The sequence below is a fragment of the Pseudomonas sp. Sample_16 genome (assembly GCF_004307665.1).
Classification (GTDB): Bacteria; Pseudomonadota; Gammaproteobacteria; order Pseudomonadales; family Pseudomonadaceae; genus Aquipseudomonas.
In genome coordinates, this window is record NZ_RCOB01000218.1 from 95644 (window position 1) to 114228 (window position 18585).

14 protein-coding genes and 1 pseudogene are annotated in these 18585 nt (G+C 56.6%); all 15 read right to left on the reverse strand.

Translation table 11 applies throughout. The annotated features are described in order from the left end of the window. Nucleotides 1-43 precede the first annotated feature (43 nt). The 15 genes and pseudogenes from D8U69_RS28720 to tssC all read right to left on the reverse strand — a co-directional run bounded on the left by D8U69_RS28720 (nucleotide 44) and on the right by tssC (nucleotide 18583). A complete protein-coding gene (locus D8U69_RS28720; protein WP_056854182.1) occupies nucleotides 44-421 on the reverse strand; it encodes a hypothetical protein in 378 nt (125 codons plus the stop codon). Nucleotides 422-540: 119 nt separating this feature from the next. Next, nucleotides 541-1425: pseudogene (locus D8U69_RS28725) on the reverse strand (serine/threonine-protein kinase); the annotation flags it as partial. Nucleotides 1426-1439: 14 nt separating this feature from the next. Next, the gene (locus tag D8U69_RS28730; protein ID WP_056854183.1) at nucleotides 1440-2168 is read right to left on the reverse strand and encodes a PP2C family serine/threonine-protein phosphatase; all 729 of its coding nucleotides are present in this window, start codon (nucleotides 2166-2168) and stop codon (nucleotides 1440-1442) included. Further along, nucleotides 2168-5650, reverse strand: a complete 3483-nt coding sequence (tssM, locus tag D8U69_RS28735; protein WP_177434607.1) for a type VI secretion system membrane subunit TssM — start codon at nucleotides 5648-5650, stop codon at nucleotides 2168-2170. The genes D8U69_RS28730 and tssM overlap by 1 nt, the downstream gene beginning before the upstream one ends. Next, entirely contained in the window at nucleotides 5650-6543 is an 894-nt protein-coding gene (gene icmH, locus D8U69_RS28740) for a type IVB secretion system protein IcmH/DotU (RefSeq protein WP_130908614.1), read from the reverse strand. The genes tssM and icmH overlap by 1 nt, the downstream gene beginning before the upstream one ends. 5 nt (nucleotides 6544-6548) lie before the next feature. Next, nucleotides 6549-7880 (reverse strand): type VI secretion system baseplate subunit TssK, encoded by a 1332-nt coding sequence (tssK, locus tag D8U69_RS28745; RefSeq protein WP_130908615.1) that lies wholly within the window; start codon nucleotides 7878-7880, stop codon nucleotides 6549-6551. Between the two features lie 2 nt (nucleotides 7881-7882). Continuing rightward, entirely contained in the window at nucleotides 7883-8383 is a 501-nt protein-coding gene (gene tssJ / locus D8U69_RS28750) for a type VI secretion system lipoprotein TssJ (protein ID WP_130903789.1), read from the reverse strand. Between the two features lie 5 nt (nucleotides 8384-8388). Beyond that, nucleotides 8389-9582 carry a type VI secretion system-associated FHA domain protein TagH gene (tagH, locus tag D8U69_RS28755; protein WP_130908616.1) on the reverse strand — a complete coding sequence of 398 codons (1194 nt, stop codon included), beginning with the start codon at nucleotides 9580-9582 and terminating at the stop codon, nucleotides 8389-8391. Between the two features lie 20 nt (nucleotides 9583-9602). Further along, nucleotides 9603-9743, reverse strand: a complete 141-nt coding sequence (locus tag D8U69_RS28760; protein WP_056854189.1) for a hypothetical protein — start codon at nucleotides 9741-9743, stop codon at nucleotides 9603-9605. 68 nt (nucleotides 9744-9811) lie between these two features. Continuing rightward, the gene (locus D8U69_RS28765) at nucleotides 9812-11329 is read right to left on the reverse strand and encodes a sigma 54-interacting transcriptional regulator (protein ID WP_130908622.1); all 1518 of its coding nucleotides are present in this window, start codon (nucleotides 11327-11329) and stop codon (nucleotides 9812-9814) included. Nucleotides 11330-11339: 10 nt separating this feature from the next. Then, the gene (gene tssH, locus D8U69_RS28770) at nucleotides 11340-13961 is read right to left on the reverse strand and encodes a type VI secretion system ATPase TssH (protein ID WP_130908617.1); all 2622 of its coding nucleotides are present in this window, start codon (nucleotides 13959-13961) and stop codon (nucleotides 11340-11342) included. 11 nt (nucleotides 13962-13972) lie between these two features. Next, nucleotides 13973-14980, reverse strand: coding sequence for a type VI secretion system baseplate subunit TssG (gene tssG / locus D8U69_RS28775; RefSeq protein WP_130908618.1), 1008 nt, complete (start codon nucleotides 14978-14980; stop codon nucleotides 13973-13975). Then, nucleotides 14944-16731 carry a type VI secretion system baseplate subunit TssF gene (gene tssF, locus D8U69_RS28780; RefSeq protein ID WP_130908619.1) on the reverse strand — a complete coding sequence of 596 codons (1788 nt, stop codon included), beginning with the start codon at nucleotides 16729-16731 and terminating at the stop codon, nucleotides 14944-14946. Before tssF ends, tssG begins: the two co-directional genes overlap by 37 nt. 15 nt (nucleotides 16732-16746) lie before the next feature. Beyond that, nucleotides 16747-17157, reverse strand: a complete 411-nt coding sequence (tssE, locus tag D8U69_RS28785; RefSeq protein WP_056854193.1) for a type VI secretion system baseplate subunit TssE — start codon at nucleotides 17155-17157, stop codon at nucleotides 16747-16749. A gap of 13 nt (nucleotides 17158-17170) precedes the next feature. Further along, complete coding sequence (gene tssC / locus D8U69_RS28790; RefSeq protein WP_241668708.1) at nucleotides 17171-18583, reverse strand: type VI secretion system contractile sheath large subunit; 1413 nt, start codon at nucleotides 18581-18583, stop codon at nucleotides 17171-17173. Between the last annotated feature and the right edge of the window lie 2 nt (nucleotides 18584-18585).

Below are 18585 nucleotides of genomic sequence, written 5' to 3' on the forward strand. Positions count from 1 at the left end.
TTTCTCGCTGGAGCTACCCGCAAGACCTCAAGACCTTGTGCCTTCAAGCCTTCGCCTTCTTCGGCCTCAAATACTTGGTCAGCCCCTGAAACCAGATCACCAGCGCCGGGTTGCCCTTGATCTGGATCGACTTGTCCTGAATACCTGTCATGAACGCCAACTGCTTGTTTTTCGCTTGCATCGTGGCGAAGCCGTAAGCAGCGTCTTTGAAGGCAATGGCGAAAGCAGGCTCGGCGTGCACACCCGATTGGCTGGTGATGCGCTGGTCCTTCACGCGGAAATGCCGCGCCACTTTCCCGTCCAGGGTCTGTAGTTGAAACACCAGTTCCTTGTCACCCAACTGCTGCTGAAACGCAGGATTGGTTCGGCTGGCCTTGCCCATCAACAAACCCATCATCCACAGCAGAAAACGAAATTTCATGCGCAAGCCTCAAAAGAAAAATGAACGGCTGGCGCAGTGTAGCGATTTTGGGTGATAACGCCACTATCGCGATACGTTGGAAGAAGATCAGCCTATTTTTGGCGTTGATGACTACCAAGTCATTGGCGGAACCCTTTGAAAAACTTTCCTCTCCACGCCGGTAAAAACGTTGAATCACGGGCACCAGCAAAGGCCTGACGCAGTGGGGACACCGAGAGAGGGCGTTGCGAAGGGTCGAGATCCAATGCTGTTTTCAGGGAGGTCCAACACTGTCTGGGCAGATGCCTGGTACTCAGAGGCTCGATTTTCAAACCCGCATCACGGGCTTGATTTGAAGGCACTCGACGCAAAGGGTGCTTGCCACATGCCAGTTCATAGATCACGCACGCCACCGAGTAGACGTCGGCGCTGACCGTCAGTGGTGAGCCATCCAGCAATTCCGGGGCAGCATAACCAAGGGTCCAGGCATGCAAGCAATGACGGCTCAGTTTTGGTAGACCGGGCAATACACCCTCCTCGGCCAACCCCAAACCGAAATCGAATAACCGAACGCCTTCCTCGCTGAGCATCACATTGCTCGGCTTGATATCACCGTGAAGCACGCCACGACTGTGGGCATGGGCTAATGCATCAAGCAATTGAAGCGCGATGCCTTGCAGCTCTGACCACGGCAATCCCAAGGGGCGCTCGCAAAGCAATTTATCAAGGGTCAGGCCACGCATCAGCTCCATCGTAATGAAAGCCCTTTTTTGCCGGGTATCCACCTCGAAACTGAACAAACGGGGCACATTGGGGTGTTGCACACGCCGGGTCAGGGCAAACTCACTGAAAAGCAGGGCACTGGCGTCCAGGCAATCGGCATATTCATCGCTGAGCATTTTCAGCGCGACATGGGGCTCGGGATCACCGAACTGTTCCTGCAACAAATCCCGTGCGCGATACACCACCCCCATCCCGCCGGCACCGATCAGACGTTCGAGGTAATATCGCCCGCCCAGCATATTCTCCCCGACCTCGTTCATTGGCGAATAACCACGCCGGTCAGGTTGTCCCGTGCCGGACCGTCTAACACATGCTCGAACAAGTGCGCCAACGCGGCCCCCGGCGCGGGGCGGTCCAAGGCACGGCCCAAGGTTTCACTGCTCAAGCCTTGATACAAACCGTCACTGCACAACAAAAACGCATCGGCGGGATGCACCACAAACTCCAGCACATCAAGGGTCAGATGCTCGCTGGCGCCTACTGCACGAGTCAACGCGGTCGAGTGTGGTTGAACCAAGGCCTGTCGGTCGTCCATTTTCTGTTCGTCGATCAGTTGCTGCCGCAGCGAATGGTCCTTGGTCAACTGATACAGCCGTTGCTCGCGCCACAAGTAACAACGACTGTCACCGGCCCAGATACAGACGGCGCGGGTGCCTTCGATCAGCAACGCCACCACGGTGCTGCCGATGGTGTCGTCATGTCGCCCGGCAATCACGGTCAACTCCTGACTCAAGCGGCGATTGAGCCACAGCAGGCACTGACGTACTCCTTGGACCCGTTCCTCGAAATCGTTGCGCTCCGGCAATTCGGCGAGGCTGGCGACGATCAACCGGCTGGCAATGTCACCCCGCTGATACCCGCCCATTCCATCCGCGACGACCCACAAACCCTTGTCCGGATCATCCAGGAAAGCATCTTCATTGCGCGCTCGGGTTTTCCCGGGATCGGTGCGCGCAACACTGCGCCAGACGCCACTCTTCGACATCAGAGTTGCATCGGCATGCGGAAAGTACGGAGCACACCCATGTCGAACGGATTAGGTGCGCGCTGACTCATGAGCAGGTAGTTGGCGCGCAGCCCGCCCAGATCAGCTTTGAGTACCAACACATCACGACCGATCAGATACTCGGTCTGCATCAGGTCCAGCAGTCTGAACAACGACCAGGGTCCCGTGTTTTTCTCGATCCCTATCGGACGCCCGACCATTGTGTCGAGCACCAGGCTTGTACGTCCATCTTCGGCATCGACAGGCCATTTGAATGAGGCTGCAATGATCGGCCCATGTCGGTACTCCATGGTCTTGTCGCCAAACCTGAACTCGGCACGACTGATGACGGGATCCAGCGAGTAAGGTTCCAGCTTGAATCGTACTTGCGGTTCGGAAGGATCTTCGGCAAAAAAGCTCTGGCGGATCACGTGTGCAGATGCCATCTGATAGAGATAAACCCGGGAGATAGGCAGTGATTGTCCATCAACGGTTTTAAGACGATAACTACCCGGCACGCCGCTCACAAATGGACGCATGTAATTGTCAAAAAAACTGTCGACAAGGCCCTGCGCCCTGAAGAACTCGCGAAAGTCGCTGAGCGCCACATCACTGGAGCTGTGGGCGCTGAATGGATATCGCTTGTTGATCGACTTGCCGTAGAAGTTGTACAGCTCAGTCTGATAACGCTGGTTGACGAATCGATAAGCGTCATTGAGCACCAGACGCCAAGTGTCTTCGGCAATCGTGTTGAACCAGGTCCCGACCGGACGCGGCAAACGACCGGATGCCGTTCGCAAAATGCTCAGCGCGTCTCGCTGGCTACCCATGCGTACCTTGGCCATTTCGTACGCCGCCTGGTCCGGAGTGCCGGCCCGAGCCAGACTCGCCAACTGCGTCTGTAGCTCATTGAGCGCGTGCAGTACCGCAGTCAATTCAGCACTCGGGCCGTTGTTGGCATCCAGCAAACGATGCAAGGGTTCGAAACGACGTTGCAACGCCTTTCTCGCCGTATCGGGCAAATCACCGACCAATGTCCCGGAAGCCTTCGGAACGTTGGCGGCAGCGAGTTTGCCCAAATTACCACTCGTAAGCTTTGGCGCTGATGTCGCCGCTTCATCCAGGCTGTCGGCGATCGAAGGAATGCGCGTGTTCTCGCGAATTTGCACCAGCAGCTGCAGCACAGGGGAATTGGCAGACGTCATGCTGGCTAACTGTTCGGCAGCGCCCGCGGCGTCCTCGATTGGTTGCAATGCGATCCGCCCGATGGCATCGCCCCAGACATTGGCGTAATCACGAAAGTACAATTGTTCCAGTTCGACCATTAAGCGCCGCAGTTCCATGGCACTGATCTGCGAGCTCTCACCCAACACCCAGTTGTCGCGCAAAATATTCGTGACCAGCGCGCCACCTTGTACCGAAAAATACTGCTGATAGCCGTTCAGGGTGTAGAACCCGGGGATCGTGGCATGGCTACCCGTCAACAGATCGCCTTGTGGTCCCAAATGTTGATCCAGGTGGTATTCGGGAAGCGTTCGAGCCTGATCACGAAGCGCCCGGTAAACCACGTTGGCCATGGATTCGCTGCGTAGTATTTGCCGCGCCTGAACGATCAATGAATCGTTAAGCGGGAAACTGAATGGTTGCTTCAGCAAGCGTTCGAGATGTCCTTCCAGGCGGCTTTGCACGGAGTTGATTGCGGGGTACCGGCGGGACCAATCGCTGGCTATCCAATCTTTCAGCCATACCGTGTCACGGCGATCGTTGAGACTCAGCATCAGGTATGCACGCAAACTATTGAGCAAATGCTCACGGTCCACCGGGCGGCTGCGAATCTGATCTTCCAACAGCGACGCCACCGATGGCAGCAGGTGCGATTCCAGCTCACGCTCGTAGGCTTTCATGATCACTGGATTGGCAGCTTCGCCTTGATACAAACCACCACGCTCCAGGTATGAAACGTCGCTGGCGGTTGGGAATACCCGAGACGCAGCATGAATGGCATCGAGGTTTTGCAGAACCGAAAGCACGTTATCTTGAGGGGGCAACGCCGATCGCTGATGTGTCCAGGTTTGCACCAGTGTGCGCAAGCTTTCCAGTCGCTCATGGTTGGCCGAAAACCCGCCGGCCCACCACAAACCGAACAGGCTCAGCGCCGCGAGCGATGACATGTACAGCGTTCGCTGCCTCCAACAAACAAGGTTTCGCTCACGTTTGTCCAGTTGTACAGAATCTGCCTCGGGAAAAATGACCTGGTTGAACAGAGGGTTGATGAACCGTGGATAACCAACGAGCGAAGCCGCTCCATCGTTGTTCACGCCACCGTACGCAAGCGGTTTTGCTGATCGAGTGGCGCTGGTGAAGTAGAAACCGCGAAATGTACTTCCGCCCTGACTGCGCAAGGCCATTTCAATGAACTGGCAAAGGCCCTCGCCGACCAATCCCAGTTGATGCGGGTAGTCGAGGATACGACCTCGACAAAGAGGGTCGCGCTCCTGATGCATGCGCATGATCACTTGGCCATCGAGCCGATGCAGCAGCGCTTCGAACTCCATACGTACTGCACTCGGATCAGCCGTGCCCGGATCTTTGCTCAAGCTCACACCCAGAACTTGATCACTTTCATCCCGAGTCAGCTGATCAAAGAACTCATCAAAGCCAGGCTGCTGGTCCGCCTTGCTCAAAACCAGATAGACAGGCAGCTCGATATGCAGTGTTTGCTGCACCTCTTGCAAACGTGCACGCACATTACGCGCCAGCATCTGAAGAGCTTCGGAGTCATGAGCAAGGAGCATTTGCACCGGGAGAGTGACCAGAACACCATTGAGCGGGCGGGTCCGGCGGCGCTTGCGTAACAATCCCAGCAACGTGGCCCAACCGTCAGCATCAACGTCGACATCCAGCTGGCTCAGGTAGCGTCCGGGCGTATCAATGAGTACGCCGCTTTCGGCGAAGTACCAGTCGCAAGGGCGTGCCTTTTGCGGCTGATCAATCAATTTACGATCAAGTTGGTTGAAGGGAAACTCCAGCCCGGAAACATTCAACAGTGTGGTTTTACCGCACCCCTGAGGGCCGATCAGCAAGTACCACGGCAAATCGCGTCGCCCCCGCTCGCTGTGTTTGCGATAGAAACTCGATGTCTTGAGAATTTTACCCGCGTCCTTGAACCGCGCTCTCAGATCCCGGCGCTGTTCATCAATTCGCTGCTCTATCAGCGCACGATCCACGCCCTGCTCGCGCACCTCGGCTTGTTTTTGGACACCGCTGCGCCAGCTGACGTAAACCATGGTCAGCCCCCATACCAGAAACATCACACTGATACTCAGCAAGCGAGACGTCGGGCTTTCCCAGAATCTGAAATCATCTATCGCCAACAGTGGCCCGACATACCAGACCAGCAGTGCAGTCAACAGAACCGACAGCAGACTCCACACCCAGGTTTTGCGCAGAAAGGCGTCGGCTTTTGCGAACAAACTTGTCATCACTCGCGGCCCTTCCATGGTTGAAGCTGCGATCGAATCGCGGCCTGGTCAATTTGCTGGAGCGGTTGCAAAACGACAGCTCGCTGTTCACTCAAGACCCAGGCGAATCCCGAATACATCACCATCAGGCAAATCACGGTGATCAGCGCCATCATCCACCACGGCACGGTATGAATAAGTTTTTGCCGCTTGCCTTCATCGTTGCCGTCGCTGCGAGTTGCCCGTTCGTATGGAACATCTGCACGCAACAGGCGAATCTGCCGGAAAAGCGCATCACGAAGACTTTCAAGTTCCACAAGACCGCGCGCCTGAATTCGGTATTTACCCTCGAATCCCAGCGACAGGCACAGGTACATCAGTTCCAGCAACGACAGGTGCTTGACCGGGTTTTTCGACAATCGATCAAGCAGCTGGAAAAATTTTTCACCACCAGAGGTTTCATTGTGAAACCTGCTGAGAAGGTTCATTTGTGACCACTCGCTTTCCTTGCCCCATGCAGTCGTCACCACCGCCTCATCCACCACCGTGCAAAGCACATAACGTGCAGTTGAAACCTGGCTGCTTTCGACACCGGCACGCAATGCGCTGACCGCAAAGTGCTCCACTGCCGCGCTCAACCGCCGATTGAGGTTGGGCAGGTCTTCACCGTTAGCGCAATGCTTGAGCCGCACCACTTCCGAGAGCAGGCATGATGCCGACGCCACCAATGCGTTGCGGCTGACTTTGAAGGTGTCCTGCGGCGCCTGCCGAGCGGCGTAGATCATGCGGTCTTCGAGTTGCTCGAATTTCGGTGGGGCCGCCGAATCAGTCAGTGGCCCGTGTGCCGGGCCACGGCCGAGACGGTCGAGCAGGACAGTTTTGTCATCCTGGGCGTATTGCATGTCCTTGATCATGTCGCTCAATTCCTGATGGCCCAGAACTTCAATTCCAGCTCCGCGACTTCACCGCTGACGTGAAACGCGAACCCACCAGAGCGTTCGAGTTGTGCCTGGTCTTCGGAGCCGAGTTCAACAATGAAATAGGTTTTGTTCGCGTGAAAGGCGATCTGACGCGGTGCCACGGGCAAGGGTCTGATTTTGAAACCCGGCAAATGCAGATTGACCAATTGGCGGATGCTCTCAACCGTGCCGATCTTGAGGTGCGCGGGCAATCGATGGCGCAGCTCTTCACTGTCGCAGTCGGCACTGGCAGCCAACACGAACGAAGCCGAACCCGCTAATTGGGTGTCATGCAGAGGGCAAACAATGATCCCGTACTGACGCGCCTGCATCGGCAACTCGATGGCATGCTGCTCCAGCACCATCGACAGCACCTGACGGATCGCCTCCATCAGCCTGCGAAAACTCGCACCCTGGTCACTGTGTTCATAACGGATATCCGCTCGCGGACGCTTACTGTCGCTGGAAAAAGTCGCCAGCTCGCCCAGCAGGGTCAATAGCGTGCAATACAACTCTTGCGGATGAACATGTTGCAGACTGAGATAGTGACGCAACAACGGCTCAGTACGATTGATCAATTGCAGCATCATGAAATCGCCGACCTCCGCACCTCCCACTTTCCCATTCGAACGGATCCTTTCAGCAAGGGTGTCACCCCGGTGGCCGAGCATGCTGATCACCTCTTTCAAGCACGACAGCAAGTAGCTCGATGAGTGCATCTGGATGTATGTCGGTACGAAATCCGGATCGAGACTGATGACCCCGTCGGGCGTGGTGTCGAGGACCCGGCAGATTTTCAATCTCACAAAACCCTGATCGTCTTGCTGCTCGCCAAGCAGTAAGCGAAAGTCTGGGCGAGCGCATTTGACCTGGCTTGCACCACCGTCACCGGCATTGGAGTCTGCAACCTCACGCTCATACGCGACATATCGCGCCAACACATCCGTCTGCTCCTGACGGCGGGCTTCGATGTGGTTGCCGGTCACCAGAGGCAACGCCAGATAAATCGCTGTATTGCCGGTATTCACAGGAACATCCAGCACCAGCGGTTGAGTGCTGCCACCCACTTCAAAAAGGCTGCCATCCGGCAGGACTCCCGAGGCACGGTTGACCACCAGTTTGCCCATATTGAGAAACTGCGAATCAACTTCCAGGCTCAGGAACCCCCAGGTGAAACTTCCCAGTAACTGAGTGCGGGACTTTATTTGATGGTCCAGATATCGATCGTTGTGCTGGAAGTGCTGCGGACGCAGCAACATTCCCTCCTGCCATATGACTTTATGGAAGTTCATGCTCAATTGTCCGCCTGTACAAACGCTTCGCTGCTGCCATGAATGCCGGCCTGATCAAGAGTCAGGTCGATGTGGGTGACGCCTCCCGTTGTGATTGGCACGGTGTAGCGCCATCGGGTTTCCGATAGATCGCGGTAGGCGGCGAGAATGCCTACGTAACGGCTTTGCGATTGCACGCTGAGCTTGAGTTCATGATGTTCGCCGGGACGCAGTTGCAACTCTTCACTTGCCACCAGGTCCGGGGCCAGGGACTTCGCGGCTCGTTCATAGAGGCTGAAAAAGTCGGCACTCTCGAATGCAACCGGGTGCTTGAGCTCAAAAAGACGCACGACAATCGGTGAAGGACGACCGTTGATGTCCGGGTTCAGCTGGTCACTCGCGGACAGCTTCAGATTGATTTTCGACAACGAGGAATACGGTGATAGCGAAGCGCATGCGGTCAATAGCATGAGCGCGGTCAGCGCGGTCAGCGCCTTGATAAAAACAGTCGAACGCCGAAACATGTCTGTCATCCCTGAAGGTCGTTGTGGAGGGTAGAGATCAAACGAATCTGCTCTTCATAGGCTTGGGAAAAGTCACGGGCCAACAAACGTTCAGTCCATTCACCATCCTGAAGCAGCGCCTGGTGATAACGGCCATAGGCTTTCCAGCGACTGCCAGAGGTTCCCAGCAATGACTTGCTTTCACGCTCGAAACGAAGCGTCAGTTGCTGCGGTGAAAAATGTTCTACGGCACCCTTGACCGCCGCGCGGCTGGCGGCGAGCAAAGCCACCTGGTGCGCCTGAAGGTCGCGGAAAGCGCGGGAGATGGCTTGATCTGCCGGTAACTGACCTGACTTGTTGGCCAGCAACATGCCCAACAGCTCTTCGGTATCGATCCCATACTTGAGCGGGTTTGAATGGATACCCTGCAATGTCGTCTGCGCCAGCCGAAGCTCGTTTTTCAGTTCGTTGCGGGTGCGCAGGCTTTGCTGTAAGCCACCGATGCTCTGCTTGAGCAATTGCGCGGCTCTCAAGGCCAACGCTTCGCGGGCGCCAGTCTCGAGACCGTCCAGCTCCACGCCCAGCGCAGTACCAAAACGCTTCCAGAAATCTTCAGTCAGGCGCTCGGCAGGTTTGTGAGTCGTTAGCGGTTCAGATGCCTGAGGGGCATCAACCAACTGCGGCACTCTCATGTTTTCCATGTCGATGCGTGCAAAGTCAGCACATTGCATCGGCTCCTGAAAAATCGTATCGAGAGCCGTGAACTCGTCCAAGTCGAAGGCAACACGTTGCTGCTGATCCACGGCACTCAACGGATCGAAATTGAGGAAGACTTCATCAGGAATGATGTTGACTGTCGTTCGCGGCCTGCTGGCCTGGGTTTCAAATGCCGTGGACAAGTCATTGAGTCGCGCACGGATTTCGAAATCACCCAGCAGATAAACGCTGCCGGTTTCGATAGGCATCGCTTTATCTTTGGGCAGTTGTGTACCGGTTGAGCAGTCCTGAATACCGTTGCTGCTGATATCGGTCAGGAAGAACGCATTGTCGCGGCAGCTGATCAAGGCGTGTCGGCTGGAAAGGTGACGCTTGCGGTCCGGAATGATCCAGTCGCAATCCTCACCTCGGCCGATCATTCCGCCTGACGGGGTGAAGGTTTTCTGGCACAAATCTGTCGGTACGAACTGCTTGCTGCTCAGTATTTCGAGAACCAGCTCCATCTTGTTGATGCTCCTTGCAGTCACTGGCCGCGATGGGCCGCATGCGGATCACCCAAGGGGCGATAGGTGTTGTCGTTGAATTTGTAATTACCACCGCAACCAACCACGCCGCTTACAACGACGAAAGTCAGCAAGACGGCAGGCCAGTAGCGAACAGGCATGCGGAGTCTCCGAAGAACTGAAAAAGAAAGTGAGTGCAGGCAATCGAATCGGCAACCGAGACGGCGCGCTATCCATCGAGATCCCCAGCGCAAATGTTCAAGCGCCCCAGCCGGTACAGCAGCGTGCGGCGCGGCAACCCGAGTTCACGGGCGGTGCGCGTCTGATTACCGTGGTTTTTGCGCAGGCAATCGATCATCAGGTTGCGTTCGAATCGCGCCAGCCGTTCGCGCAGGTGCAGGCTTTTGTCTTCAGCATGCAGGTCCATGGGCAGGCAAAAATGCCCCGGCAACAATTCGCCGCCGTCACACAAGAGCAGGGCTCGCTCTACCATTGCTTTGAGCTCACGCACGTTGCCTGGAAAGGTATATGCAGCCAGATGGCCAAGCGCCGCATCGGACCAAAGCACCGCATCCCGTTGCAGGAGTGCACAAGCCTTGTCCGCGAAGTAACGAGCCAGGTCGAGAATGTCGCCTTCACGCTGGCGCAAAGCCGGCAACTCGATCGGAAACTGCGCGAGGCGGTAGTACAAGTCCTCGCGAAACTTGCCTTCGCTGACCAACAACGACAAATCCCGGTGCGTCGCCGCAACAATCCGCACATCGACTTTATGGGTGTCGTTGCAACCCAACGGTCGAATTTCTCCCTCCTGCAAAACCCGCAACAATTTGGCCTGCATAGACAACGGCATGTCGCCGACTTCATCAAGAAACAAGGTGCCGCCGTTAGCCGCATCGAACAGGCCGGGACGATCCCGGTCGGCGCCGGTGAACGCACCTTTGCGATAGCCAAACAACTCACTCTCCAACAGGGTCTCGGCGAATGCCGCACAGTTCTGCACGATGAATGCCTGAGTGCGTCGAGGCCCAGCCGCGTGGATGGCTCGCGCGACTACTTCCTTGCCGGTACCGGTCTCACCCAGCAACAGTACGGTATAGGGGCTATGAACGACCTTGTTGATCAGGGAATAGGTGCGACGCATGGCGGGGCTTTTACCGATCAGTCCATAACCACTGGCATTCGGGATACTGACCGGCACAGGCCGCGTGTTGCCGCCAGGTTGGCGCAAGCGCTGCAACAGTTGTGTCTGGCGCAGTGCGAACGCTCCTAACTGACCAAGGGAGCCGGCGAATCCCTGCAGTTCAATCGATCGATGGCTGGCACACAGCACTAAACCCTCAACCGCTTTTCGTTGATTCAATAACGGCACACACAACAACGATTGCCAGGGTCTGGGCTGAAACGGCAGGAAATCCGTGTCATGCAGGCTGTCGCTCAATGAACCGAGACACACCACGCGGTTCTGGCGCAGCGCAAAGTGCAGCAATGCTCGATCACTGTAATCCGCCTGCAAACTCGAGCCGGCCCGGGGTTGCAGAATTCCGTCGAGGCACTCGCTGTTGAGCCCGAGAGCGTTGTGAGTCGGGTCCAGAAGGTATAACTGCGCCAACTCGCAACCACTCAGTTGCGTGACCCCGCGCAAGAAATCCCCCAGCAACTCGTCGCCATCTGCCGCCCGTGACAACCCGGAGAACTGCTCCACCAGGGCCTCGGCGTACACCAACGGCTGCTTCAGGTTCGCGAGCATCGCCCCCATTTCAGACAAACTCGCAGACAACACAGGCATCGGCATCCAGCGTCGCATGGACATGCCTGAGGGACTGTCCTGTAGCCATCGAATCGAGTACACGATCGGCTATTCGAGGCAGTACATGCAGATCCAACAAGTGGTCAATAAAGCGCGCACCGCTGTCGCTTTGAATACAGCGCTCGGCCAGGTGATCGACGAGGCTTTGTCCGTAGGTGAAACCCAGCTTGCGACGGTGCATGCGCTCGCCCAAACGGTCGAGTTTCATTTCAATCAACTCGCGCAGTACCGACCCGCCAACGGGGTAATAAGGCACGACACGCATGCGCGCCAACAATGCCGGTTTGAAATGCTGGCTGAGGATAGGCTCAATGGCTTGCTCCAACACTTGTGCGGCGGGCCGCCCGGCATCTTTGCAAAGCTCGCTGATCTGCTCACTGCCCAGATTCGAGGTCATCAGGATCAGCGTATTGCGAAAGTCGATTTCCCGTCCTTCACCATCGTTGACCACGCCTTTGTCGAATATCTGGTAGAACAGGTTGAGGACGTCTGGATCGGCTTTCTCGACCTCATCCAGCAATACAACCGAATACGGCTTCTGACGTACTGCTTCAGTGAGCATGCCGCCTTCACCGTAACCGACATAACCGGGGGGCGAACCGATCAGGCGCGAGACTGTGTGTTTTTCCTGAAATTCAGACATGTTGATGGTGGTGATAAAACGATCACCGCCATACATCAGGTCTGCGAGCGCCAACGCAGTTTCGGTTTTGCCGACACCACTCGGACCTACCAACAGAAACACACCTACCGGTGTGTCTGGCCTGTGCAGCCCGGCAGCCGTTGCGCGCATTGCACGATCCAATGCCTCAATGGCGGGTTGCTGACCACGAATACGCTTGTGCAGGTCATTGGCAAAACCGGCGACCTTGGCATTGTGCTCTCGGGCCAGCTGCGTAAGAGGCACACCGGTCCAAGCACTCACCACTTCGGCTACCAGGCGCGGACACACTTCAAAACTCACCAGTCGTTCATTGCCCTGCGCTTCGATCAGAGCACGATGAGACTCAGTGAGAGCCGCCTCCAACGTCGCCACACATTGGATTTCATCGGCGTGCCGTTCGGAGCATTCGCCACCCTCGTCGATGCCAATCGCAGCCCGCGCCTGGAACAGTTGCCGGCGTAGATTCAACACAGACTCGGCCATGCCGACCTGCTTGAGCCATCGGGTCTGCAGCGCTGCTGTTTCCACTTCGAGATCGTGCAGGTGCGCTTCCAGAGCGTGCAAGGATTGATGATCGATCAACACACCCGCTTCGGCATCGCGGCGTAGCGCCTGGCGTTTTCGCTCACTTTCCGCCAGCTCGGCCTGCAACTGTTGCAGGCTTTGCGGGGCAGCGGCCAAGCTGATGCGGACTCGGGCGCATGCCGTGTCGAGAACGTCGATCGCCTTGTCTGGCAACTGCCTGCCCGTAAGGTAACGAGCAGACAATTTCGCGGCCGCCACCACGGCATCATCGCGCAAATAGATTCCGTGGCTTTTTTCATACACAACGGCGAGGCCACGAAGAATCGTCACGGCTTCGCTGACGGTGGGCTCAAGCAATTGCACCGGCTGGAAACGGCGGGCCAGTGCAGGATCTTTTTCGAAGTATTTTTTGTACTCGGTCCAAGTGGTTGCCGCGATGGTTCGCAATTCGCCTCGGGCCAGCGCCGGCTTCAGCAGATTGGCCGCATCGGAGCCACCGGCAGTGCCGCCAGCGCCGATCAGGGTATGCGCCTCGTCGATAAACAGAATGATTGGTCTGGGCGATCCCCTGACCTCATCGATCACACCTTTGAGGCGCCGCTCGAACTCACCTTTTACGCTTGCACCGGCTTGCAACAAGCCCATGTCCAGCGACATCAGCTCGACACCGCGCAACTCCGGCGGTACGTCACCGGCAACGATTCGCAAGGCCAGACCTTCAACGACAGCCGTTTTACCGACGCCCGCGTCACCCACCACAATCGGGTTGTTTTTACGGCGGCGGGCGAGGATGTCGATCATCTGGCGGATCGCATCGTCGCGACACAAAACCGGGTCCAGATCGTTGTCACGGGCCTGCTGAGTCAGGTTATGGGTAAATCGCTCCAACAGTGACTCACCGCCCTTGGCTATGTGATTGGTGGCGTGCTGCGGTTGCTCCGACAACGCACACTCCCTCAGCCGCTCGGCGTTCAGCCTGGCGAGCAAAAGTTGATAACGACTGCCGGCGTAACGCATTGGATTACGTAGCAGTGCGAGAATCAGCGCGGCCTGGTCTATCTGGCTGCGCCCCAATTCGAGATTCGCCACCAGCAAAGCATCCTGCAGCCATTGCACCAACTCTGGAGCGAACACCGGGTTGCGTGAAGCGCTATGCTCGGCCGGCAAATGCAAAGCCCTGATCAGGTCCCCCGCATCGACTTCAGCGTCTTGCAATGCACGGCCGAGCAAACCTTGCGGACGCTCCAGCAAGGCCAGAAGCAAGTCCTCGATGAGCACTTTGCCGGCGCCACGTCCGACGCAACGTTCGGCAGCGCTTTCCAGATCACGGCGGCTTTGGGCGTCCAGCGCCTGAATGAGTTGTTGCAGGTCCACGTTGATCATCAGTCACGTCCTTAATGAATGTTGCTGCCCAGGGTCACAAGACCGTCGGCGTGCTCACGCCCTACCCAACTGGTCCACCCCAGGCGGCAGGCGCTCCGCTCGCCTATGCGAAATTCGTGGATCTCTTCCTGGCGCAGCAGCAGGCGAATGTCGTAGTCGAGCGGATCTCGCAGGGTGAGCCGAACCAGTGCACACAGGGGCTGATAGCCGAAACCGACCGGCAGAAATTCATGAAAGCGTTGCCAGTCGAGCTCACGGATATGAATCCGAAACTTGCCGCTGCGATCACGAACGTATTCGCCCAGTACCAGATCCTCGCCCAGCGTGCTGTTGGCACGACCAAGGCGATTGCGTTGCTCATGCAGAATGTCGACGCGACGCTCAACGCATTGCTCGATGAAAATCTCGGCGTGCTTGAAGTAATAACGCAGCACGGATTCGATCAGGGCTGCCGAGTGGGCACGCAAACTGAGGAGCCCGAGGTAGGGCAAAAGACGTTTCCAGTTCAGCTCGCCAGCCTTGCGGATTTCAGCTCCACCCAGACCGATCAGAGCAAACAGTTGCGCCGAAAAAGGGTCGATGGCGCCGCTCTTGAAGCCGGCGCGATACCGGTATTTGCGCCATATCGGCAACATCAATCGCTGCAGCCGATGGTGAAAGAGATCGAGGAAGCTGCGAGTCGCGTTACCGTCTTCGCTGTCACCCAAGGCCTGCTCGACATAGAACGCAGGCAGGGGTGAACCGGAGCCTGTCAGGCTGATCAGGTTGAAACGCAATCGCGCTCGCAACTGCCCGTGCTCCTGAAAAAACTCCACGCGGTCGACGTCACTGCCCGGGAAACCCAAGCTTGGATTGGCCTGGAACTCCAACTGCTCGTACAGTTCTTCTTCGCTCATGCAGGGGTGCGCCTCGCGCAGCCGATCCATGACGGCCAGCACCGCCTGGAACAGCGAATACTCGCGTATGACTTGACTCAGCCTACTCAAAGGAGAGGCTGCAGACCCATGCGGGGTAGCCATTGGTACACCTCTCCCTGTGTGCTGATGACCCGCAGCTCGTGATACGAATTGAGGCTGGCATAAAGCGCAAAAAACTCATTGAGGACCGAGGCGAACACAAACAGATCGCCTTCGCCGATATACCCTTGCGGATCGATGGTCAGCTCCGTTCGCAAACCCCGAACCGGTAATCCTCGGTGCAATCTGTCGACGTGCTGATGCTTGATCGACTTCAGCCCACCGAGCAGTCGCTTGCTGATTTTTTCAGCGTGCTGGTCGTAGTAGCGGGGCAAGTCATACGTTTGGAGAATCACTTTCAGTGCATTGACGTCCGCCAGGGACAGGTAGTTGAGCGACATGTTGCTGATCAACTTCCAGAGAAAGTCCCGATTGAGCGGTGGCGCAAAACACGCGGTGACCGGTGTGATGTTGCGAAAGCTCAAACACTCAGGTGTCCGTTCGCAGGCTTGATTGATGTCACCGAGCTTGAGTTTGCGCGCAAGGTTCTGGTTGGTGCAGACCAGCTCAATCGAAAGGGTTTCCTGCACGTCGGCACGGTGCGTGCCGAAGCTTAAGTAAGTGTCGAGGCCGTCGTGCACCAAGGACGGCCGCTGGCGCACGCTGTAATGCGGCCGCCGGGTCGGCACATCGAAGCTGGGATCATGCTCGAACGATTCGAACGGCACATACTGGCGATAACCCAATCCACCCGGCCGCCAGCCGGTAACGGTTTCCACTGAGTACACACCGCAGCTTTGCTGGTTATACCGGGCAGGCAAAAGCAGGTATTCATCCTGTTTGCCGTCGAGTCGTACCGGCATCGCATCGTGTTTGAACAAATTTACGATGGGTGTGCAGTGAAGCTTCACGTTATCAAGGGTCGGACGCAGTCGTTGCAGTGCGCTTTTGCGAATATCGAAGCGCAACTCCAAACCTCGCACTTGCTTGATGCTTTCTTCAGGCAAGGTCTTGAGCAGGTCGAGACCATTGATATCGACGAACAGGAATTTATCCTGAAAAGCGAAATACTCCTGCAGGTAGCGATAACCGCGGAAGGTATTCAGCGGATATGGCATCAACGCTTCGCCTTCGGCAAAACCCACCGGTTGCACACACTCATCTGCTAGCTGCAATGTCATTGGCAGATCATTGGCCCCGACAAGCGGCTCACCCGTCTCATCCAGCGGAATCAACTCGACACCTTGCAGATTCCGCAAAAGGCTCAGATACAGCATTTGGCTGATGTAACGTTCGCCAGCAAAGTGCAGGCGCAAGCGGCGCAACTGCAACTCGCCCAGATGACCGTCAGCCGTCAATTGCAGCCGCAGGCTCAACAGCGAACCATCACCCTTGACGGAGTGGCTCAACCCAACGAGATCCAGCGCTGTCACTTCGGTGGCATAGCACGTGCGAAAACGGCAACGCACGTCTTCGATCGGTACGCTCTCCACTGGCGTGTCGCGCGCAACCGTCAACGCAGGCTCCGAACGTGCCAGGGGACTGAATTGCAACATGCTGAAGGCCGGAACCGGCCGCATGTAATTGGGCCATAGCAGTTGCATCAACGAATGGCTGAGCTCAGGCAATTCGTCGTCGAGCTTTTGTCGCAAACGTCCGGTCAGAAAGGCAAAACCTTCCAGCAAACGCTCCACATCAGGGTCTTGCCCGGTCTGCCCCAGGTAAGAAGACAATGCCGGATTGCGCTCGGCAAATCGACGACCCAACTGGCGAAGCGCGGTGAGTTCACTTTGGTAGTAGTGATTAAATGACATGGCGAGCTCCAGATATCATTGGCTCACCATGACCTGACCATTGCCATCCAAGCGAGCGGCAAAACTGACCTGACGCTTGAAACCATCGACCTCCAGCAAGCCTTCAATACAGAAGCCCAAACGAAGCAGATCGTGTTGCTGTAATTGAGAGTACACACGCACATTGCTCAATCGCGGCTCGTAGGCTTCGATAAATCGTTCGATGTGCAAACGGGCGCGATTCAAGGAGTCGTGCAGGCTCAGGCGCATGTCATTGAGATCCGGTAATCCGTAATCTGCCAGCGTCTGCACACTGCCTGCACGGGTGCTGAGCATCTTGGCCAGATGAGCAGCCACGGACGCCATGGCAGAGTTTTCCAGACTCCATCCATCACGTTTGGCTGCATCGCCATTCAGGCGTTCGAAGAGGCTGCCGTATCCGGCCATGGGTCAGTTCCGCCTACTCTTTGTCCAGTTTGCCAACCAGAGAAAGGGTGAAGTCGGCCCCCATGTACTTGAAGTGCGGGCGCACGTTGAGGCTGACGCGGTACCAACCGGGCTCGCCATCCACATCGCTGACAGTGACTTGAGCCGCCCGCAGTGGTCGCCGGCCGCGCACTTCGGCACTCGGGTTTTCCTGATCGGCTACGTACTGGCGAATCCACTTGTTGAGTTCCAGCTCGAGGTCGGTCCGCTCTTTCCACGATCCCAGTTGCTCGCGCTGGAGAACCTTCAGATAGTGGGCCAGCCGATTGACGATCATCATGTAGGGCAGTTGCGTGCCGAGTTTGTAGTTCAGTTCGGCAACCTTGCCTTCGGCGCTGATGCCGAAGTGCTTGGGCTTCTGTACGGAACTGGCGGAGAAAAAAGCGGCGTTATCACTGCCCTTGCGCATTGTCAGGGCGATGAAGCCTTCCTCGGCCAGCTCGAATTCACGACGGTCGGACACCAGCACTTCGGTTGGAATCTTGGTTTCGATTTCGCCCATGCTTTCGAAGTGATGCAACGGCAGATCTTCAACCGCACCGCCGCTCTGTGGACCGACGATGTTCGGACACCAGCGAAACTTCGCAAAGCTATCAGTCAACCGGGTGCCAAATGCGAATGCCGTATTACCCCATAGATAGTGCTCATGACTGTTGGCGACAGTTTCTTTGTAGACGAACGATTTGACCGGATTTTCTTCCGGGTCGTAGGGGTTGCGCAGCAGGAAGCGCGGCACGGTCAGGCCAATGTAGCGGGCGTCCTCTGACTGGCGGAAGCTTTGCCATTTGGCGAATTGCGGGCCTTCGAAATGATCCTTGAGGTCTTTCAGGTCCGGCAGGCCGGTAAAGCTGTCCAGACCAAAAAACTCCGGACCGGCCGCGGCAATGAATGGCGTATGGGACATGCAGGCAACGCTGGCCACGTATTGCATCAACTTCACATCCGGTGAACTGGGGGACATGAAGTAATTGGCGATGATTGCGCCGACGGGCTGGCCACCGAACTGACCATATTCCGCGGTGTAGATGTGCTTGTAGAGGCCGGCTTGCATCACTTCCGGTGAATCTTCGAAATCGTCCAGCAAGTCGGCTTTGGACACGTTGAGGATCTCGATCTTGATGTTCTCGCGGAAGTTGGTGCGATCAACCAACAACTGCAAACCACGCCAGCAAGACTCCAAAGACTGGAAGTCCGGGTGGTGAAGAATTTCATCCATCTGCTGGCCAAGCCTGGCATCGATCTCGGCAATCATTCGGTCGACCATGGCCTTTTTTACCGGTTCACCGCTGTTCTTTGGCTTGAGTAACTCCTCTATAAAAGCCGACACGCCGCGCTTGGCAATGTCATAGGCCTCATCGTCCGGGGTCAGGCGGGTTTGGGCAATGATGC